The organism is Nodosilinea nodulosa PCC 7104 (genome assembly GCF_000309385.1).
GTDB lineage: Bacteria > Cyanobacteriota > Cyanobacteriia > Phormidesmidales > Phormidesmidaceae > Nodosilinea > Nodosilinea nodulosa.
Genome location: NZ_JH976538.1, coordinates 707,005 through 725,608 on the forward strand (window position 1 = coordinate 707,005; position 18,604 = coordinate 725,608).

Annotated in this window: 31 protein-coding genes; 1 reads left to right on the plus strand and 30 read right to left on the minus strand. The window is 50.3% G+C overall.

Annotated features, from left to right (window positions below; translation table 11 throughout):
* Positions 1-42: 42 nt before the first annotated feature.
* The 8 genes from LEPTO7104_RS0131515 to LEPTO7104_RS0131550 form a co-directional block, all read right to left on the minus strand.
* Positions 43-765: a hypothetical protein gene (locus LEPTO7104_RS0131515; protein WP_155524042.1), complete on the minus strand. Its 723-nt coding sequence runs from the start codon at positions 763-765 to the stop codon at positions 43-45.
* A 177-nt stretch (positions 766-942) separates the two neighbouring features.
* Entirely contained in the window at positions 943-1,404 is a 462-nt protein-coding gene (locus LEPTO7104_RS40930) for a hypothetical protein (protein WP_155524043.1), read from the minus strand.
* A 259-nt stretch (positions 1,405-1,663) separates the two neighbouring features.
* Positions 1,664-2,233 (minus strand): hypothetical protein, encoded by a 570-nt coding sequence (locus tag LEPTO7104_RS0131525; protein ID WP_017302558.1) that lies wholly within the window; start codon positions 2,231-2,233, stop codon positions 1,664-1,666.
* A complete protein-coding gene (locus tag LEPTO7104_RS0131530; RefSeq protein WP_017302559.1) occupies positions 2,230-2,637 on the minus strand; it encodes a hypothetical protein in 408 nt (135 codons plus the stop codon). Before LEPTO7104_RS0131530 ends, LEPTO7104_RS0131525 begins: the two co-directional genes overlap by 4 nt.
* The gene (locus LEPTO7104_RS0131535; protein ID WP_017302560.1) at positions 2,634-3,344 is read right to left on the minus strand and encodes a hypothetical protein; all 711 of its coding nucleotides are present in this window, start codon (positions 3,342-3,344) and stop codon (positions 2,634-2,636) included. The genes LEPTO7104_RS0131530 and LEPTO7104_RS0131535 overlap by 4 nt, the downstream gene beginning before the upstream one ends.
* 26 nt (positions 3,345-3,370) lie before the next feature.
* The gene (locus LEPTO7104_RS40935; RefSeq protein ID WP_155524044.1) at positions 3,371-3,895 is read right to left on the minus strand and encodes an NUDIX hydrolase; all 525 of its coding nucleotides are present in this window, start codon (positions 3,893-3,895) and stop codon (positions 3,371-3,373) included.
* Between the two features lie 78 nt (positions 3,896-3,973).
* Positions 3,974-4,822, minus strand: coding sequence for a hypothetical protein (locus tag LEPTO7104_RS0131545; protein ID WP_155524045.1), 849 nt, complete (start codon positions 4,820-4,822; stop codon positions 3,974-3,976).
* 255 nt (positions 4,823-5,077) lie between these two features.
* Positions 5,078-5,749, minus strand: coding sequence for a hypothetical protein (locus tag LEPTO7104_RS0131550; RefSeq protein WP_017302563.1), 672 nt, complete (start codon positions 5,747-5,749; stop codon positions 5,078-5,080).
* 113 nt (positions 5,750-5,862) lie between these two features.
* Between LEPTO7104_RS0131550 and LEPTO7104_RS0131555 the strand changes: the two genes are divergently transcribed.
* A complete protein-coding gene (locus LEPTO7104_RS0131555) occupies positions 5,863-6,069 on the plus strand; it encodes a hypothetical protein (protein WP_017302564.1) in 207 nt (68 codons plus the stop codon).
* A 165-nt stretch (positions 6,070-6,234) separates the two neighbouring features.
* Here LEPTO7104_RS0131555 and ssb read toward each other — a convergent pair whose 3' ends face one another.
* The 22 genes from ssb to LEPTO7104_RS0131655 form a co-directional block, all read right to left on the minus strand.
* Entirely contained in the window at positions 6,235-7,029 is a 795-nt protein-coding gene (gene ssb / locus LEPTO7104_RS37710; RefSeq protein ID WP_017302565.1) for a single-stranded DNA-binding protein, read from the minus strand.
* 146 nt (positions 7,030-7,175) lie between these two features.
* Positions 7,176-7,982, minus strand: a complete 807-nt coding sequence (locus tag LEPTO7104_RS0131565; RefSeq protein WP_017302566.1) for a hypothetical protein — start codon at positions 7,980-7,982, stop codon at positions 7,176-7,178.
* A gap of 243 nt (positions 7,983-8,225) precedes the next feature.
* Positions 8,226-9,152 (minus strand): hypothetical protein, encoded by a 927-nt coding sequence (locus LEPTO7104_RS0131570; RefSeq protein WP_017302567.1) that lies wholly within the window; start codon positions 9,150-9,152, stop codon positions 8,226-8,228.
* A gap of 6 nt (positions 9,153-9,158) precedes the next feature.
* Positions 9,159-9,614, minus strand: coding sequence for a hypothetical protein (locus tag LEPTO7104_RS40940; RefSeq protein ID WP_155524047.1), 456 nt, complete (start codon positions 9,612-9,614; stop codon positions 9,159-9,161).
* 6 nt (positions 9,615-9,620) lie between these two features.
* Positions 9,621-9,848, minus strand: a complete 228-nt coding sequence (locus LEPTO7104_RS0131575) for a hypothetical protein (protein ID WP_017302568.1) — start codon at positions 9,846-9,848, stop codon at positions 9,621-9,623.
* Positions 9,849-9,853: 5 nt separating this feature from the next.
* Positions 9,854-10,579, minus strand: a complete 726-nt coding sequence (locus LEPTO7104_RS0131580; RefSeq protein ID WP_017302569.1) for a hypothetical protein — start codon at positions 10,577-10,579, stop codon at positions 9,854-9,856.
* On the minus strand, positions 10,576-10,929 hold the full coding sequence (locus LEPTO7104_RS0131585) for a hypothetical protein (RefSeq protein ID WP_155524048.1): 354 nt from the start codon (positions 10,927-10,929) through the stop codon (positions 10,576-10,578). The genes LEPTO7104_RS0131580 and LEPTO7104_RS0131585 overlap by 4 nt, the downstream gene beginning before the upstream one ends.
* Positions 10,930-10,975: 46 nt before the next feature.
* On the minus strand, positions 10,976-11,251 hold the full coding sequence (locus tag LEPTO7104_RS0131590; RefSeq protein ID WP_017302571.1) for a hypothetical protein: 276 nt from the start codon (positions 11,249-11,251) through the stop codon (positions 10,976-10,978).
* An 82-nt stretch (positions 11,252-11,333) separates the two neighbouring features.
* Positions 11,334-12,065, minus strand: coding sequence for a hypothetical protein (locus LEPTO7104_RS0131595; RefSeq protein ID WP_155524049.1), 732 nt, complete (start codon positions 12,063-12,065; stop codon positions 11,334-11,336).
* 108 nt (positions 12,066-12,173) lie between these two features.
* Positions 12,174-12,434 (minus strand): hypothetical protein, encoded by a 261-nt coding sequence (locus tag LEPTO7104_RS0131600; protein WP_017302573.1) that lies wholly within the window; start codon positions 12,432-12,434, stop codon positions 12,174-12,176.
* A 118-nt stretch (positions 12,435-12,552) separates the two neighbouring features.
* The gene (locus LEPTO7104_RS0131605; protein WP_017302574.1) at positions 12,553-13,005 is read right to left on the minus strand and encodes a hypothetical protein; all 453 of its coding nucleotides are present in this window, start codon (positions 13,003-13,005) and stop codon (positions 12,553-12,555) included.
* Between the two features lie 84 nt (positions 13,006-13,089).
* Positions 13,090-13,671, minus strand: coding sequence for a hypothetical protein (locus tag LEPTO7104_RS40945; RefSeq protein WP_155524050.1), 582 nt, complete (start codon positions 13,669-13,671; stop codon positions 13,090-13,092).
* A gap of 181 nt (positions 13,672-13,852) precedes the next feature.
* Positions 13,853-14,062 carry a hypothetical protein gene (locus LEPTO7104_RS40950; protein WP_155524051.1) on the minus strand — a complete coding sequence of 70 codons (210 nt, stop codon included), beginning with the start codon at positions 14,060-14,062 and terminating at the stop codon, positions 13,853-13,855.
* Positions 14,063-14,064: 2 nt separating this feature from the next.
* Entirely contained in the window at positions 14,065-14,292 is a 228-nt protein-coding gene (locus tag LEPTO7104_RS40955; RefSeq protein ID WP_155524052.1) for a hypothetical protein, read from the minus strand.
* A gap of 521 nt (positions 14,293-14,813) precedes the next feature.
* A complete protein-coding gene (locus tag LEPTO7104_RS0131620; protein WP_017302577.1) occupies positions 14,814-15,230 on the minus strand; it encodes a hypothetical protein in 417 nt (138 codons plus the stop codon).
* A gap of 96 nt (positions 15,231-15,326) precedes the next feature.
* Positions 15,327-15,626, minus strand: a complete 300-nt coding sequence (locus tag LEPTO7104_RS0131625; RefSeq protein WP_017302578.1) for a hypothetical protein — start codon at positions 15,624-15,626, stop codon at positions 15,327-15,329.
* A gap of 93 nt (positions 15,627-15,719) precedes the next feature.
* On the minus strand, positions 15,720-16,241 hold the full coding sequence (locus LEPTO7104_RS0131630) for a hypothetical protein (protein WP_017302579.1): 522 nt from the start codon (positions 16,239-16,241) through the stop codon (positions 15,720-15,722).
* Positions 16,242-16,378: 137 nt separating this feature from the next.
* Positions 16,379-16,819, minus strand: coding sequence for a DUF4326 domain-containing protein (locus LEPTO7104_RS0131635; protein ID WP_196358214.1), 441 nt, complete (start codon positions 16,817-16,819; stop codon positions 16,379-16,381).
* Positions 16,820-16,895: 76 nt separating this feature from the next.
* On the minus strand, positions 16,896-17,090 hold the full coding sequence (locus LEPTO7104_RS0131640) for a hypothetical protein (RefSeq protein ID WP_017302581.1): 195 nt from the start codon (positions 17,088-17,090) through the stop codon (positions 16,896-16,898).
* A gap of 71 nt (positions 17,091-17,161) precedes the next feature.
* Positions 17,162-17,590 (minus strand): hypothetical protein, encoded by a 429-nt coding sequence (locus LEPTO7104_RS0131645; RefSeq protein WP_017302582.1) that lies wholly within the window; start codon positions 17,588-17,590, stop codon positions 17,162-17,164.
* 87 nt (positions 17,591-17,677) lie between these two features.
* The gene (locus LEPTO7104_RS0131650) at positions 17,678-18,178 is read right to left on the minus strand and encodes a diguanylate cyclase (RefSeq protein ID WP_196358215.1); all 501 of its coding nucleotides are present in this window, start codon (positions 18,176-18,178) and stop codon (positions 17,678-17,680) included.
* A gap of 81 nt (positions 18,179-18,259) precedes the next feature.
* Entirely contained in the window at positions 18,260-18,580 is a 321-nt protein-coding gene (locus tag LEPTO7104_RS0131655) for a hypothetical protein (RefSeq protein ID WP_017302584.1), read from the minus strand.
* Between the last annotated feature and the right edge of the window lie 24 nt (positions 18,581-18,604).

Here is an 18,604-nt window from a genome sequence, read left to right on the forward strand (position 1 = left end):
GGAGGGGCAAGGTAGAAAATACTGTTGCTGTAAAAAGGAAAATCAAGCAGCAGCAGGATAAAGCTGCGGGTGGTGCTGTCGAAATAGATGAACCTGCTCGACTGCCCTGACCCTGAACTTATCCATCTGAATAGGGTTGTGAGTCAGAAAGATTTGGGGGCTTTCCTGCCTCTCGCTGAGGACGATAATGCCCCACTGCTGAATGTTCAGGCTGGGGGTGCGCTCAGCAAAACCCATGTCATACAGGGCCAGCTGCTTCATGGTCTTGACGTATTTGTAGTAGCCGCTGGGGTTCTTGCCTCCAGAGCTGGGTGAACGACTAGAGTACAGACCCTCGCAAGTCTTCAGGTCAAACAGCGTCAGCCGCTTGAACATCGTGCCGAACGTGCAGATGTTGTCCGGGGTGCCTACGTACCCGTGCTCCTCATTCCAGATGTGATAGTGTTTCTCACTGGTCCCGTCGGCCAGCTCACGGTGAAATGAGAAATCCACATCGGCAGGCCAGTCAAAGCCTGCGCCGTCGATCGGCCCCTCTGACCAGATGGGCGATCGCAAGTCGGGGACGATCGTTTCGAGCCTGCGCCAGAACGGAGCAATCCAGTCATGACTGGCAATGTCGGCAACCTCGCCCTTCATGGCCGCTTCCAGGCAGGAGTGAACCTGGGTGCCCCGCCATGCGTGGAACTTGTCGGGGTCGATTCCCTCAGCTTCGCACCGGGCAACGATGTCGGGGTTCTTTTCCCGCCACTCCTTGCGCCATTTCATGAGGCCATCGTTATTGCCTTTCGGGTTAAAGCCCAGGATTGATGTAACCCTGGGCAACCTCCGCCCGATGGCAGGCACTAGCCTTAAGTCTTCTTGGTCCAATCCGTCCTGAACAACTGCCATTTCTATAATCTCGGTCTACTTCCAAGATTATAGCAGCCAGTTACAACTAGAGAACTATAGGTAGTCAGGGACAGTCAGGCCGTGATGCGCAGCAATTTCCTTGAGGGCTTGAATCATCTCATCTAATTTGAGAGAGCCGGTAAAAAGAGAACAGCTTTCATCAAAAGACAGATCCCATACAGTCCTGGCATAGTTCCATTCAATTTCACTGCCAAGTGCAGAGGAACCATCTCTCAGAAATACATAAAATTCATCGTCTATATCAAGCACATCTTCGATACTTCCGACACAAGTATCTTCGTCGTCTGAAGTATCAGGCATAAAATAAGGCAGATATTCTGCATGAAAATCTTCAAGGGTAATTCCCTTATGCTCACAAAAATCATCCACGCATTTATCACCGGCTAGGCAATGAGATGTGCCACAGTGAAAAGATGACTGGATGTGTGGACGCTCACCAGTCTTAAAGCGATGAAGTCTCATCGCAATTTCATCTATAGATTGCTGAGTAACCACGTTCAGTACCTCCGTTGTATAGGTAAACGAATTGGACTAAAGTTTGATAATGGAGACTGTAAAATGTCTCGGCAGAACCTTTCAAAATAGGTTGCAGAATCAATGCCTTTTGATACACGACATTCGTAAATTGTGGGCAATTCTCCTTCTTTTTCAATTAGCTTTTCCATCGCGTCATTGCAGGATGCAGCACTGACCACCAAGAATGATGGTCTTGTTTTTCCAGTGTGTAATTTTGCTGCGTAGATAAGAAGATACTTCACGGTTTACTGTAACCTAATGCCTCTCTAACGTTTGCCAGTCGGGCATTAGCTTTCTGCACAGGATTAATGCCCATCAGCTTTCCGGTGGCATAGCCTTCGAGCATGACTAACTGCTGAATGGCATTGGCCAGATGGCCTTGAATTTGATGAAGGTCCGTCTTGTTGTAGACAGCAAAACCGGGCGAAAACTGGTGGGCAGGGATTCGAGAATTGGCAAGATGAGGGGCCAACAAAAGTAGGTCGGCCAGGTTTATCGGTTCTCCAGCAGAGATCTTTGCAAACAACTCTTGCAGCTCTGCATTAATGCCGGACAGAGCCATGTCATCGGAATAAATAAAGAAAATGTCTGCGGCCTGCTGCACCTTGATTCGGTAAGGGCCAGATGTAAATCCAGCTTCCTTTGCAATGTTGGAATTCTTGACGTATTTCCAGGCCCACTCTGCATCTGAAATGTCCTTGATGGTGGAAAAGTCCCCCCAGCGATCGGACAAATAAATTTGCAGAACAGAATCATAAAACGGCAAGGCTTGATAACCTTCCCGCAAGATAGTTTCTTTGGTAATCATGCTGCTTTGACTCCTTCAAACATGGTCAAGATTTCATTTACAAATTGACCGATGACCTGGGTGGTAATCGGTTCATCTTCTTTGGTTTTGCAACCGTCAATGATGGCGATCAGATCATCGGCAGATAGAGCCAGTTCCTTGACCGCAGATAGAAACCGATCCTTTGGCCCCATGACGTAGGGGCCAATGTCGGCAAAATAGGTCAGGTCGTTTTTGTCGTTGAAGCCGTAGTAGCGATCGCTATCGGCCTGGTCATAGAAAAACCTATTGCACTCAAGCAATAGGTTGTAGGCCTGACAATGGACGGCAAAGGCCTCACGGCAGGTTGGGTCTATTTCCCCCCTGGTGCCAGGAAGGTGCCGCAGGGGGGGAGCCTCCAGCACCTCACTGATAGTTAGGGTCATGCTTCTACGGGAACCTTCGGTTTGGCCTTGCCTTCTCGTATCAACTTGCGCTGACGCATTGGCAGTGCAGTTGAATTGAGCGGGTTGCCTCGGTTGTCGAGCAGGTCAGTTGGGTCGTAGTCGTAGTCGTCTACGTTGACCTCGGTAGCCGAGGGAACATCAATGGCATCATTGATTTCACCTGGGCCGACTACCTTTAGGTGCCGCACAGAACCAGCCCCTAGTACTTTGAGCTTGAGCTGTGTTGCCTCTTGCTCAACAGGTTTCTTGAGACTGTTGATCGCTTCATCGATCAAGTCTTCGAGTGCTCGAACAAGGGGGTCGTTGGCCTCGGCCACTTCCCAGGGAATCTCTACGGTGCTCGACACCGACGGGTAGCCCTTCTTGACTGGGGTGTGGATCTTGCACTCGATAGATGCAAGCTCAGCCTCAGCAGACGGGTCGTTGGCGATCAGTTCCTTGCCGTACTTGGACAGGTTGGGAACGATTGAAGAAATGCGGAAATCCTTCAAGTCCCAAAAGCCCAGGTCAAATCCGGCCATCGTGACGATCGCCTCTTTGACTCGGGCAAAGGCTCCCACCATCTGAGCTGTCGGCTCAATGGCGTGTCGAGTCACTGGCCCATCTTGGCCCAGGTACTTGATCGTGAGCTTGTTGGCCTCAGCGGCTTTAATGGCCAGGATGAAAAATTCAGGTTTCTTGCTCATAGTGGAATGCAGATAAACAGCAGAAATTAACCAAGCCGAAGCTCAAGAAATGAAAGGCAGCAAATCAGGCCAGAGTAACGAGCATTGCGTTTGGCATCACCAAATGACACCCACTCGTTAGAGGCAAGAGACTCGTAATGTGTACCGTCACCTGGAGCTGTGTACTGCTCTGAGTTTGTCAAATTGACCGCAAAGCAATAACAGACTTCATCAGTTTGAGTGCCGACAATGTAGGAACCAATTGAGATCATCGTTGAGCGATCAGCCTTATATCCAGCCTCTTCCCATAGCTCAACAATGGCAATGTCTTGCTTATTAAGATCGGGATTATCAAGGCTTCCAGTAATAGGAGAAAGCTGAAGGGGAGAGCCAGGAAACTGAGGCATTGCTTGCTTGCGAACCAATACTTCGACCGCACCGCCACGGCTGCGGTTGTAGCGATAGGGAAGGACAGCAATGCTGTCTCGGCCAAGCCGCTGAGCAAAATGATAGGGATGGACTTCATCAGCATTGATAATTGAAATTCGAGGAGTCGAAAATAATATTTTCATGGTTCAGAGATGAAGGGTGAAGGGTAAGAACAAAGAAAGGGTGCCACTGGGGCACCCTCATATGCGGCAGGTAAATCGTTAGGCGGCGGTGGCCTGGACCTCTATCGTGCCGTCATCGTCTACGGGGATGACCGGAGCAATGGGGGCAACGTCGATAGGGCCAATAAGCTGCTGAGCCATGGCCTCAATGTCAGAGGCAGGCAAAGCGCTAAACTCGCTGGCCGCAGAGAACTGTAGTTGACGGATATCTACAGCCTCTTCCCATTCGGTGCCTGCAATGAGCTGGTGGACCAGCATGGTGCCCATGAACCGAGGCATTTCCTCTCGGGAAACAAGGAACTGTTCCACGGACTCGTAGGCAATGCAGCTTGCCAGGGTGCGAGGCCGGGGAATGTCTGCATCCCCATGGGCCTCGATCGTGTCTGCCACCCGCTTGAGAAAGTCTTTCTCAGCTTTGGTTTCGGGCAGTCGGTAGTCAAAGAAGACACCCGCTAGTTCATCGCCGCCAGGGCCTTTGTGGCTTGCGTCGATACCAATCCGGGTAATCACTTCCCACGGAGCAAGGCCTGCCGTTTGCAAGTCAATCAAGAACTTGGCAAAGCCACCGTTGGCACGGGTCAGAGAGACGTTGTGAAAATTGGTCGTGGTCAACATGCTGGGGCTGATCGCCGCCTTGCCCTCTTCGGTCAAAGCCTCATAGGTCCAGGGGGTAACAAACCCGTAGATGATTCCACGGTTCTTGTAAGCGGTGTCCACCAGGACTTGAATGAACTGTTGCTCACTGGCCTTGGCCTCGATCTGCTTCTGGATGAAGGCATACTTCAATGGCCCCTGCGGGTCGCGTAGCTTATCCAGGGAGATTGGAGGAATAGGCCCGTGAACCAGCTCATTGGCAACCATGACCATTTCAATAGGCTCACGGGTCAAGGAAATAGCCCCGGTGGGACCGTCTGCAAAGAATCGATCCTTGCAGTTGATTCTGAAACTTTGCTCATAGCCGACCATCGTTAGGCCGGTCTTGGAAGGCTGAGGCTTTGCAGAAAGTTTAACCATGATTAACTTCTCGATTGCAGATTACGGATTACAGACTTGGCTCTAGGTAGAGGGGTTGTCTAGCTCTATATCACTAGAACAAATCCCCTCTAGTTCTATAATTCTAGCAGAGGTAGGCTATAGTTACAACTATTTAGCCTTTGTTTTTCGGGGCTTAGACAGGGATAGGGTAGTGCTTTTCTTAATAGCAAAGCCTCTGTATTCGCCATCTTTGAGTATCTTTTTCAGGGATACCTTGTCGGGTTTTACAGACACCTTGATGCAAGAAATACCATAGGCAGAAATGTCTTTGAACTCATCCAGAAAAGCTTCGGGATCTACAGGGACAGCTGAATAAACGCAGTTCTCAAGAAGGTCTTGAAGTCTTCTTTGAAAGACTCCGATACGGTCTTGAGTCTCGGGCAGAACCTCGACCGATTCAGATGACTTCAGAAAAAATTTCCCTTCGTCAGTCTGAACACCTTTCGGAAAGTGGGTTGAGACAAACCAGTGCATCAGCCCATTGATCCATGCGGCCTTAGCCTTTCGGGCCTCGGCCTGGGCCTTGATACGTTCAGCTTTCTCAAGTAGTACAGCAGCCTGAGCATCGAGTGCTTCAGCCGTATCGTTGGCCTGGATCAAAAAGTCTTCAGCGCTATCGGCCAAAATGGCAAGATGGGTTTGGATTCCTGCCAGTTCATCTTCATAAAGAGTGGGGTCTTCGGCAGTTTCTAGCGCCTCTTGAATTTCAAGATAGCGGTTGTAAGCATTGTCTAAGCTTGTGCTGAGAGAGATAGCTTGAGGGAATGGGTTTGGATTCATGAGTTACAATTTTAGAGTCTTTAGGTGGAACAATGAGACGGAAACACACAATCACTGTGAAAGGGCAGACTGTTTCGATTAAGCGAAGTAGTCAATCTGTCCTGTCAATTTCAATGCCAGAAGATCCGTTCAAAGCGATTCAAGAAAAATACGGCTCCCCCCAGGTTCGGGAATGGGCAAGAGCCGTATTGATCCGCGAGGCAATCAAGGTCGGCCTAATCGACAGACCGACCGGCAGGGCGCTTATCCGACTGGGCATGACTGAAATCATCCCGGCTGACCCGGTAGAAAGTATGGGCAGCCCCGATGAGGTTGCCTAATTCCTCCTTGGTCGGCTTTGTGACATTGTGGTAAATCCGGCTGTTACTGGATTCCAGATAAGCGGTAGCAGCGGCATAGCCAGCGGATAGAGCAGCGCCAATAAGGGGTAGGAACATAGTTTCAACTTAGATAGATGGACTTGAAATCAACCTGGAGACTAGGCCCTAAAAGGGAATGTCGTTCAGGTTAGGCTGAGAGTTGGGGTCAGGGCTAATAGCAGCAGTAGGACTGGCACCACCAGAGGCCGGTGGGGCCGGTGGGGCCGGTGGGGCAACAGGAGCCGGGACATACTTGGCACCGGAATCTGAAGATTGATCGTCACGCTTCGATCCCAGAAGTTCCAAGTTCTGCACGGTAATGGTCGGCTCAATGCGAAGCTGTTGGTTTTTGGTCGTGTAGGCGTTGAACTTGAGAGTCCCAGTAACACCAAACTTGGTGCCCTTGGGCAGGTAGCGATCGGCTACGTCGGCCAACTTGTCCCAAAAATCAGCCTTGAACCAACTGGTATGATTGCGATCTCGATTCCCAGCAACCGCCATGCTGCGGTTACAGACAGGCTTTCCGTTTGGTGCAGTCCGTACGTGGTCACGATCGCTCACGCTGCCGACGTTGCCTACGGCAGTCGAGTAAGCAATAGGAGACAGGGTGATGGCGTTGGCCATCGGGTGATTCTCCCAGTTGGGCAGCTGTGGAATGTGCTGAATCACACTGGCCTGCATCTCCAAACGGTCGTGTCCTTCTGCGGAACGAACAACCTGGAGTTCCCCAATAACAAAGATCAGGCCCAGCTGGGTCTGGGCCAGGTTAAGCGGGGGCATACCCGTGTAGCTGGTGACCAGAACATCAAGGCTCTGATCCTCATCGTAGGTAAAAATTCGGCAGGCGATCTCCACCATGTTTCGAGTCGGGTCGGGAGCATTATAGGAGAGGATTTGCAGGGTTAAAGCAGTATTGTTCATAGGTTTGCTCGGGTAGGGTTCAGTTGTAATTTTACAGGATTCTAGCTCTAGGGTCTTAGACTATAGAACTAGAGACTGATCGCAAAAAAAACCCCAAGCCCCGGAGGGGCAAGGGGTTCGAGGTTTTAGGCAACGATGCGTGGATTCTAGGATCTAGACCCACTCCGAGATTCTAGTATGGATTCTTTGAAATAAGTGACCGCAACCTCAACGGGCCGGTCAGGCAGTCTGCCATCTTCTTGCAACATGAAGGTGGAACCGTAGGTTGCATCAGGTTCACCAAAGGAGAATCGACCATTGGGCACTGGCCGGGACTCAGGCAGCTCGATGTTTGCACGGTAAACTACCTGGGTCCACCAGGCTCTAGGCCTGTGCCAGGTGTCCCGTGTAATGCTCACGTTGGCATCATACGGTCCCTCTGGCATCTGAATCTGCACATCTTCATTAATCAGCTCAACAGAACCGTAGGTTGGATAGCCAAGGATGAAGTCAGGGAGGCAAAAGTGTCCCTTCATCCACCACGGATCAGTGGAACTCCACTCGTGCTCTTTGGCCCAAACGGACCAATAAAACGACCAATCGTGAAATGAAAGGCTAAACTCCCTGCCCCGTGGCATCCAGAATGGCTGAGACGGGTCACGAGCAAATTCGCTGGTCGTTAGGTAGTGGGTCCAGCTTTGGGGAATTGGCAGCCGATTGAATGCGATCGCAAGGTAGAAGAATCCAAGACCTAGGTGAAAAGATAGGTCATCTTCTCCGCAGCCAATGCCAAAACGGGCCACACAAAGGCCAGGATATAGGGACAATTCAAGTTTGAACTTTGAATTGCCATAATTTTTGTGATCAAGGTAAATCCGACGGTTCCAATAACTAGCGCTCTTGTCGGTAAAAGACATCCAACGCCAGGTTGGTTCAGCTTCGAGCTGACGTTTTTTGTAATCGTCAAGGGTCATTTGTCAAAGACCAAGTGTAGTTGCAGGACGGGCAATAGCCCAGGGATAGACCGGGCACCCTGGGCCTTGGGGCAGAGCCGTAATAACTGTCGGCATTGAGTCGGACAAACTTGGTCTGCGGGTGACGCTTTCCAATAATGTCCTCTTCGAGACTGCGTTGGTTCACCATGAGTTGGTAAACCGCAACGCTGTTGCAATTTTCTTGTGGGCAGGTAATTGGGTCCATGCCCACAATGATAATTGCTAAGGCCAGCCTCCGTCCTGCCAAGGGGCATCATGGAAAAAGGCACTTCGAAAGTCAGGATCATTAAACAAGTCGTCGTCCGGGTCAGGGGGCAGATTGTATTGAGTGCCAAAACAATTTGCCCAGTCTTCCCAGGATGGGTCATCAAGGGGTTTTAGGTAATCATAGGGATTGGTCCTGATAATCTGCTGGGTTCTAGATAAATGGAAGGACAAATGTGAAATGTTTGAAACAGTTCGGCCTTGGACAGGAGAGTTTGTTAGGGCCTCTTCTGGATAGAGATAGTCCAGCAGAAAGTAGGCTAACTGCTGATTGACCTTCTCAGCGGCTAGTGGATGACGGCGAAGTGTGGTGATCGTGCTCAGCAACTCGCCGTCGATAAGGGCTTGTGCGTCAGCACCGCCCACGAGATGTGACTTATTGAATGTCACATTGAGATTGACGGATTTACCAGGCTGATGAATAGCACCAAAGGATTGAGCTATCAGGGCCAGGTCATCATAAAGAGCCTTGTGCTGAAAGCTGCCGGTCAGAGACTTGATGCCGGTCAAATAACCAGCTGTGGTGATTTTCCCACGACGGGCGGTTGCTTCGGCCATTGCAAATGCGATCGCCAGCAGGTAGGGATCGTCTTTGCATAGCTTCAGAATGCGGGCCAAAATTCCTTCTCTTTGAAGGAAACGGCCAGCAATAGAATCACGAGTACAGGCCTCGGGGTAAAACGTGTAATAGAAGGAGTAAATCACTGATTTACCCAAGGTCTTAAAATCAAAATCATTTGACCTGGCATTAATACCAAGTCGGCGTTGATAGAAAGCCATTCGATTGACCTGAGAGACAAAGCTTTCAACTTTGCTCTGGTCAATAACTCTGGTTAATGCCTGCCATAGGTCAGTGTTATTTTTTTGGTGATAGGTTAAAGACATGATGGGTTAGGAGATAGGAAATACTTCTAGAGATTGGGCTTGTTTGCAAATGTTTTGTAGTTGACCTCTGTTGAGATACAGGGCATCCCAGCGGCCAGGTGTGCCAGCGCAGGCACAAGCATCGGATGTCTTTTCATAGACACCACCCTCTATAAGAGTGTGAAGATACCAGCCTTCTGAGCCAGTTGATCCGCCTTTAGTAATGCGGATAACCCAATCGGTTTCAGACCAAAATATCTCCCATTCACAAACAACTGTTTGTTTGGGGAAACGGTCAACAGAAAAGTTGTAGTGAAGATCTGAACTCTTGATTTTGAAGCCTTTGATTGTTCCGGTCAGGACAGGTGGGAGTTTGGCTGGGCAATAGCCTTGTTCATCCCAACGCTTTTCGTTTTCTTCCCTTGTTTTCTGGATAAGACGTTGCCAGAAAGTATTCCAATCGTCAGAAGTTAGGAGAGGCATAGTGTGTTAGGTAGAGTAGTCTTGAGAATAGGTTTTGAGAATTACAAGTTGAAGGCCATGCCAAGAATATTTGTCCTTAGTAGCAAAGAACTTTTCTATCTCGGCCTGGGCTTCTTCTTCAGAGTCAAACCCAGATGGAAAGGGCCTAACTCTGGTGTAATAGGGATTGTCTTCAGGGACTTCGATAAGTCGCCCTTCATCGGTCAGATGCCTGACCAAAAATTGAATCTTCATGATTGCTATCGGTAACGTCGTTCTCGTGCAGCATCAGCAGCAAGATCAGATAGATAATAGAAAGCGTCGGTTAATTCGCCGCTTTCATCCATCCATCCTCTTTGCTTGAAGTCTTTAGCTTGCTGAGCCTCAGCAGCTTTTTGATACTCTTCAGACTGAAGGTATTCTTGATAGGCTTTTTCGGCTTCAACCTCGATGGCATAGGCCAATGCCTCTTGCTCGGCCTGGGCCTTGAAGTAGGCTTTCCAGTCGAAAAACTGGTAGCTTGGGCATCGCCAAGCATCATAAAATTCGCCTTCGTTGTTCATGTCTGACTGAGGATGTTCAGCCTGCATGTTTGGCCAGGCTGCTTTGCAGAAAATGTCTGCATCTGGGCCAGTTTCGTAATCGTAGGTAGTCTCAACAACATAGTTTTTGCAGTTTTCGCAGGACCGTTGGCCAACGGAACGAAATGCAAAAGCAACTTTGCCAAGCCTGACAAAGGTTGTCCAGCTCTGTGCTGATAGACCAATTCTATAATCTGAGAATATTGCAATAGCAAAAAGACCAAAAATAATCTTGAACTCAAGTAGTTGAATGCCAAGATATTTCATGTCTTGCCAGACCACGGGACCGTGATCAATGGGCTTTGTATAGATGCCGTATTTTGTCACCCAGTCCATGTGTTCAGGCCTGGGCCATGGAGTGTAAAGGTTGTCAATTCGGGGAAGTTTTTGGAATAGTTTAATCATTGATAAACCAGAAAAACAGTGGATTTGTCGGTAGTTGGCTGGGTAATCATTAGAACCTGATCTTGGCCAGCACTATTGGTCAAAGTGCAGTTGGCAAGTAGGTAAAACTCGCCTGGGTCAGGAATTGGAACATAGTCTTGTTCGGACACAAAACCCACCCCATTAATAATGGGGTAGCCTTTGGTGCCGTCTCGTACCGTATGAGGCGTGTAGTCGGCCTTGTAGCAAGTCACATGGCCGCCGTCATAGGTCCGGTCAAGGACCAGTTCGGGGGCAGGCGCAGGCGCAGGGGCCGACGCACAAGCCCCCAGAGAAAGGGCCAAGAATGCAGTGGGGACAGAACGTTTCATGGTCTGAAAATGTATAGTTGTAACTATTCTACCCCCAGGGACAGGTTTATAACTCCGTCGGAATTTTGGCCTGGTCCCATTGCTCAGCTGCCTGAATCATCTGGAATTGGCAGGCAGTCTTAGCGAGTTGGAGCACATCGGCCTTGAGCTGGGCCGGGGCAGCCTCAGCCAAAAGCATGAGGGTTGCGCCCATGCCCCAGCGATCGACCATGCGCCGGAGAGCCGCAGCATCAAAAGCTTTCTCTTCAAGCTCTTGATCGACTTTGCGATCGTAGGCTTCATCGACGGATTCCCAGTAGTGGTCAGAATTAAGGAGAGCCATAGGTCAAGTAGGTTGGTGAAGGACAATAAGAAAAAGCCCCCGGCAGATGCCAGGGGCGAGAGGGAGAGGAGAGGAGGAGGGCTTAGGCCGCTACAGCCTCGGCGGGAACATCAATGGCCTCATAGGACTCAGGAGCCTCGGAGGTAGCAGGGGCATAGGTGGCCAGCAAGTCAGCGATCGCTGCCTCCATGTCGGCCTTTCTACCCTTGGCAGCCTTGGCCAGGGCCTCGGCCTGCTCGGTAGTGAGGCCAACGGTCGCCGGGGTGTACTCATTCATCTGGGCCTGAAGGTCGCCAGCTAGTTTGGTCAGCTGGTCGATCTCGGCCTGCTTTTCAGCAATGATGGCACTGTAGCTGTCTGCGCCAAGGATGAGCTTGTCGGCTTGAATCCAGATACGGTCAACCACTTCAGACCAGACCTGATAGGTGGTCTTGTTGTCCTCGCGGACGGAGACAATCCCAGCCTCACGATGATTGGTGCGAGCATCGTCCCGGAACGAACGGGCCAGTTCGAGATCGTCAAACTCGCCAAGGCAGCCGAGCTGCACAGAAGCACGAGTAGGCCCCTGGTAACGGCCAATGCTGCCGACCAAGGTAACGTGTTTGCCGTCGGTGAGATAAGGCACCAGGTTTCGGCTGGTCCAGTGGTGGCATTCCATCAGGAAGGGCTTAGGCTCTTTAGAGCGCTCGAAGGGGTCAAAGACCAGTACGGTAAAGCTGATTTTGACACGGCCATTCTCAGCGGTTTGAAGCAAAAGAGCATCGCCAACGAGTTGAGCACCGGACACGTTAGAAGTGATAGTTCCAATAGCCATAGTGATTAGCCTCTAGGTAAATGAGTAAGTTGACAGTTGGTTAAAAACCCCCTGGTCCCCGGAGGGGCCAGAGGGATACAATTGAGGTTGGCAGGAGTAAAATCTGGCCTAGGTAGATGCACCTTCAGCCGGGGTTTCAACAATCTCAAGATCAAAGTCGTGAGAGTAGTTGAAGCCTCGGTTTTCTAAGTTTTGAGCAAAGACGGCGCAGAAAAAGGCATCTTCAAAATATGAAGATGTCCAGCTACCAGAGCCAGCTGCCGTTTCGTGGTAAACCACGTAGGGTAGATCTGCGGTGGGTTCGGTATAGGCCTGGTAATCTTCTTCGGCAGTTAATAGATAGTCGGCAATTTGGCAAGAAGCAGGCATGGGTCATACTCCTTCAGAGAAAGTGGACTCAGCAGTTTTTTTGCTGGACTTACTTAGGTCCAGGTACTAAAAAACCCCCTGGTCCCCGGAGGGGCCAGAGGGTCTGTCGATGCGATCGCTAAGCAACCTGCTGGGCAGATTGCTCGTAGTGTTGTTCAAGGGTGGTGGCCCACCATTCTTCAACGGCTTGCACTACCTCTTGGTCGTACCCCTCGGGGAGGGTGTAGCCGAGGTGGCGCAGCAGGGACGGGATGTACTCAGGCATGATGCGACGGTTGCGCTCAGCCGGGTCATAGCCCAGCCGCAGGTCACGGACAGAGAACCGGACGATGCCATTCTTGTCGGCGCTAGCCTGGGCGGTGATGATCACTTGTCGGCCTACGGTCAGGTAGGGAACTAGACCTACCGGATAGTTCCAATAGCTGAAATTGAAATACTCGGTTTTGGCCTCGCCTGCCTGGTTGATGCGATCGCAAGCGACTCGCAGGACCAGCAGCGGAATGATAGAACCACGGACGACACGAGAGGTTTGAGTAGGTTCAACTACAACGTTTCCAACGAAAGTATCCATAGGAATGCCTCAGAAGGTTCGATCGCCAAAAAACCCCCCTGTCCCCGGAGGGGCAGAGGGGCAAGGTTTGCGGTGGAGAGATGGTTACTTAGGTTGCCAAATTCCTATCATCCAGCGATCGTTAGCAACAGCTATTGATCGGTGAAGATGTTTGCAATCAAACTGAATAAGTTCGCCACCAGTCAGTATGAGTTGATCATAAAGAGCTGGCGGTGAATCTGAGTTTCGTTTGACAGCAATCTGGAATGTAGCAGAGCCTAAGTTGAGGATATGAGCTGTTTTGTGGGCGTAACTAGCGTCACGATGCCAGTTAATTCCTGTGCCTTTAGCGACAAGAGCGCATGAAGCACTAGGAACTAGCTGCTTAATGAAAGGCCAGAGTCGTTCATCATGGATAGCTGGCCGGTATTGGACAGGTGAACCGTTGCGTCCACTTCTTAGGTCAGGTTCTTGATGAAGCCAATAGCGCAGTCTGCCTGGGGCGTAGTTGGAAATGTCTTCTTTAAGATGATCAGATTGGGTTTCAAGATGATGAATGATTTCAAGAATCTTTGGAGTTGGGAATGTGTAAAGTATTTCAGCGATCATGGAATATTCCATATCAATAAAGATTGCAAGCAATTCCGTAGAGAGGGTCTGTCTTCCATTTTTGAAGGAGACGATCAAAGTTTTCGGAGCTGACTATACGACAGTCAACACCACCGGATTTGAAATGCCAAAAGAGAGAATAACGGGGTGGCACATCAAACCCGATGCAGGCAAATACATTTGAGTCGTCAATACTTCGCATGGATAACAACCCTCTCGACCGGAGGGAGAAAAGAGGGTAAAACTGTGCGATCGAAAGTTAGTCTTCTTCTTCTTCAATAGGATTGTAGTCTTCGCAGTCAGAAGTTTGAGCATCACAAAGAACTCGGTAAAGAACTAAGTCCATAGGCCTTGTTTTGGGAGCACCAAAGATGCCCCAGTCTTTTGCGCATTGAGCAACTTCGTCAAAGGTGATGCCACCACCTGTTGAATCAGATTCCCAGCGGCTCTTAAACTCTTCTTTGGTCATAGTTAGCCTACAAGTTTTGGTTGTTCGATGTATTCTTTCTCGCCAGCGGGAAAGTATTGAGAGCTAAATTGTGCCTGAGAATAGACCATTGAATAATCATTAGGCCAATTTTGCTCAGCCCATTTCTGGGCAAAGTCTACATCATCGGTATTCAATCGAATCCAATGATTTCGCCATTCGCTACGCTGGCGAAAAGTAATGTAAGTTCCGGGTAAAACGGGGCTAGACATCAGTGAATCTTTCCTTTTGGGGTAAGTTGGATGGGTTGAATTTCGCCGCTATAACCAATTATCCCATAGAGTTAATGTGTAGCCAAGTCGGCAAACTTGACGGAGTGAAAAGGGTATTTCTCGCCTGGGCGATCGTCAAAGTTCCAGCATTCACAGTAGGTATCAGCGTGGGCCGATAGGTAGCCCTCAATGAATGGCTGCTTGAAAACGTGCTCACTTATAGAAATGGCTGGGCCAGTCAAAAAATGTTGATAGCCTAACCGCCAACCAATACACTCAGAGGTTCCTTGAGTGTAAGGATTTCTGGTCTGTTCGCAGTCAAGGTAGATGTGAGTGCAAGCATGATGCCATGCCTCGCCCCAGGTGGCTTCTGCACCATAGGCACACAGAAGCTCGCCACGTTCTGAATGCCACTTGTAAGAGCCATCAGAGAGTTTTTCGATAGAGATTTCTAGCATGAGTAATAAAGGTAAACATGGTTATCAGAAAATCTCCTGCCCCCGGAGGGGCAGGGAGGAGTATTAACGAGCAGCAGCTAGTTCACGCTCAAGCTGGTCCCAGTTGACAGGGCCTAGCTCGAAATCAGATTCATCGGCAAAAGCTGGGGGTAGCTCGGCGGGGATATACTGCTTGCGCTTTGTGTAGTTATCCCAGGCTATGTAGGCACCGAGGCCAAAGGCTCCGACCAAGCAGACACCCAGGGTGATCGGATTGGTGACAACTTCCATGATGGTTGCTCCAGTCTCAGCTAAGAGCGAACCAGCCTCAGCCGTAAGCGAAGTGCCTTCAGCAATATCGGCAGTCGTAGAAACAGCATCGACGGTAGTAGAAACAGCGTCGGCAGCAGTAGCAGTAGCCTCCATTGCATCGGCGGCGATCGCAGTAGCTTCAGCGGCCTCAGCAGCAGTCATTACGTCAGCATAGTGAGATGCAATCATGGCAATAAATAGGTAGAAGAACAGGCACAAAAAACCCCCTCCCTACGGAGTAGGGAAGGGGCGTTTAGCATTGAATTGGTGATATGGCCCATCTTATCAGATAGGCATTTCACCTAGCCATTGATACACCTGGGCATCACAAAAGCCGCAGGGTATCCAGATGGGAGGATCAAGAGGTTTGATAAGACCGTCTTCGAGCAAAGCCCGGTCGAGGGCCTGGTTTTCGGACCAGTTCTTGATTAGAACGCAGCCACTTGGAAGTAGCTGCTTGGTATTGACCGTGGCGACGGCATAAGGCTCAAAGCCTAACAGAAGATGGATGCAAATATTTCGAGGATTTGCATACCACAGTGGTTTGATAGCCAATTGTTTGCCGTGCCAAAGGATAGTTGTCATAAGCGTTCACAGATAATAGGTCAGTCTTAAACCGGGAAAAAGAGTATCCAATCCCCGGCTTTTCGCTAGGGATTGGGTGAGTAGTGGTCTATGTCAATTTGAGGGAGTTGCGAGATTGGATAGAGCTTCGTATAGCTCGGCCTTGGACATGCGGCTATAGCGGGGTAGCTCGATGCGCTTTGCGATCGCCCGCAGTTGGTTGCGGGACATTTGAGCAGTGACCATAGGAACAGGCTCAGCCTCGGCCTCGGCCCGGTCAGGTTCGGCCTCTACCACGGCGGTTGAAGCAACCTCGATGGTGGTAACAGAAGCCTCAGCAGGGGCCTCGGTAGCAGGCATGAGCAGAGCAATAGGACTAGCAGCAGGCATGAGCTGGGCCGGGGGCTTGGCGACGGCAGGCAGTGCAGAGACAACCTGCAAGTCAATCCAGAGCTTGACCAGGATAAAGACGGTCGCCACGATGGCGTAAACCACGGCGAAGGAGAACCGGGCCAGCCATGCAATCAACTGGGCGGCGGCGATCGCCTTCGGAGAGGCCCAGCGATATGCAGCGTAGAGAGTCGAAGCGATTTGAAGGGTGTTGTCGGTAGAGTTGATCAGGGTAGCGTAAGTCATTTGAAGTTTCCTTTGCCCGTGTAGAGAGTGGGCACTAATGGTGAATAGATGCCGTGAAGAGATTGGCATCTTGATCCACAGAATAACCCCCAAGCCTCGGAGAGGCAAGGGGGTCAATTTTGGATTTTAGAAATAGCCTATGGATAGTTGAGCAGGTTGTTTGCAGTAGCGTAATACCACGAACTGGCAACAACCTCACCATGGCAATTGAACGGATAGTCAGCTTCGTCAAGAATACCGTGGACGCAGAAATTTTCCTTGTAGCAAAAACAGCCTAATTGGCTGTCTGTGTCCAGCGATCGAAGCTCATCAAGCACAGCTTGACGAGTCGGAAAGTGAAAGTTTGCAACGGTAGAAGCGTTGAGTTCAGCCTTCAGGTATTCGGCGGCAGCTTGGGGCTGCATCCGGTCCTTCAAAACAAGTTTTATGTAGGCCCTGAACAGCTTCACGCATTGTTTGCGGTCGGCAACAGTTCTGCCAACCGGGAATGGATTGGCCAGGGCTGATTGGGCCTTGCCCTTGCCGCCGCGCCCAATGTAATGGGCCAGTGGAGTTGAGCCAATGGTAGTAATAATCATGGGCATTAGAGATGAATTGCGATCGCAGATAGAACCCTCATCCCCTCGGAGAGGGGAGAGGGTAGTTAGTCAAAGTTTAGAACCAGATGGTGCTAAATTCTCCTGCGTAATAAGTGCCAAGATAACGACGGCGGGGACCAGTCAAGATGTTGATAAGATCGTCTTTGTCAGGCTCAAGCCAGATGTCTCGATAGCCACGCTGAAGCAGTTGATCGATCACCTGGGAGATTGAGCCTTGTATGTCAAAGTCATGGGTAAAGTCAGGTTTCATAGGTGATAGAAATGAGATGAGCGATCGCTAAAAAACCCCCTGGACCCCGGAGGGGCCAGAGGGTAAATGGATTAAGCGGCGTTGCGAATGATGGCGGACAGTTGAGATCTGATGTCTTTTTCAGGGGTGATATGAATAACGCCCCAGAGGTCCAGGCCAAGCCGTTTATAGGCAGTCGCAAGCTGAGCTTGCTTCCTGGCCTTGGCGGCTAAAGCTCGGTCGTTAAGAGTAATGTCAAGGCCGATTACATGGCCTAGATAGAGGATCACTGCATCTAGCCCAAAGACTAGATCCAAATATTCTGTTGGCGGAATTTCTAGCTCACCAAAGATTTGATTGAGGTGAAATTCAGCCGCTTCAATGCGGGCAGAAGGAATGCAGTCGGCAGCGACATTTTGTAAGATGGCCAGGTCAAAGTAGATTGGCTTAGCTCTAAGAGCCTTGAGTTCAGACATAGTGTTTTGCTCTGCGGTCAGAGCAGCAAGAGAGCCGTAGGTCATAGTAGGTTATGGCGATTGCTTGAAATGAGCGATCGCCAAAAGAACCCCCCTAGCCCCGGAGGGGTAGGAGGGTCATTGGTTTAGGGATTAGACAATTTGCCCACGGATACCAGCGGCCTTAGCGGCCTGGACCCGACCGGCAGCAATAGAAACGCTAGCCTTCAGGTCAAACTGGGCAGGAGCAACTGAGATAGTTGCAGAAAGTTCGTGGTCAAAGATAACTTGCAAAAGACGAACAGCCGCACCCTCTACATCAGTAGTAGGGCAGACCACAACAATCTCGTCGCCGGAATACCAGCGAAACAAGGAGTTTGAGCCACGAGAAGAACGAAAGCAGGCAAGGGCAGAACGAATGCGATCGTCTACAGCTTCGTAGCCCAACTCGTCGTTGAGCTGGTGGATGTGGTCAAGGTCAAAAAAGATGACGGAGTAGCGACCGTGACGCAACCTGGCCCAGAGTAATTCAAGCCTCTGGCGAGTGCCGACCCCATAGGCCGGGCAGGTGGTCAGGACATCTACTACCTTACGGTGGTAGATGTAGAAGGAGATAAAGCCAGCAATATAAGCAATGATGGCAACAAGAATCATGGCAATTAAGTAGGCAGTGCGATCGCCAAAAAGCCCCCACCCCATAGGGGCAGGGGCAGACTCAAGGAGAGGGATTAGGCGTTAGTTGTCCAATGCACACTTGGACTGTTCAGCCCAGTTCTTAGCTTTGGCAATGCATGTTTCGTAGTCAGTGGCCTTGAGGTAGCTGTGGTCGATGGTCGTATCAGCGCCAGGGTCAACGGGGTTGACAATAGGCTGGTCAACCGCATTGTTGTCCAATGCACACTTGGACTGTTCAGCCCAGGTCTTGGCATTGGCGATGCAGGTTTCGTAGGGAGTAGCAGCAACAACGGGATGGACGGGAGCCGCAACAGCCACGACAGCAGCAACGATAGGAGCGGCAGCAGTGATGATTTGAACAGCGATGGAGATGGATTTCATAGTTGATAAGTCCTTGTAGGTTAG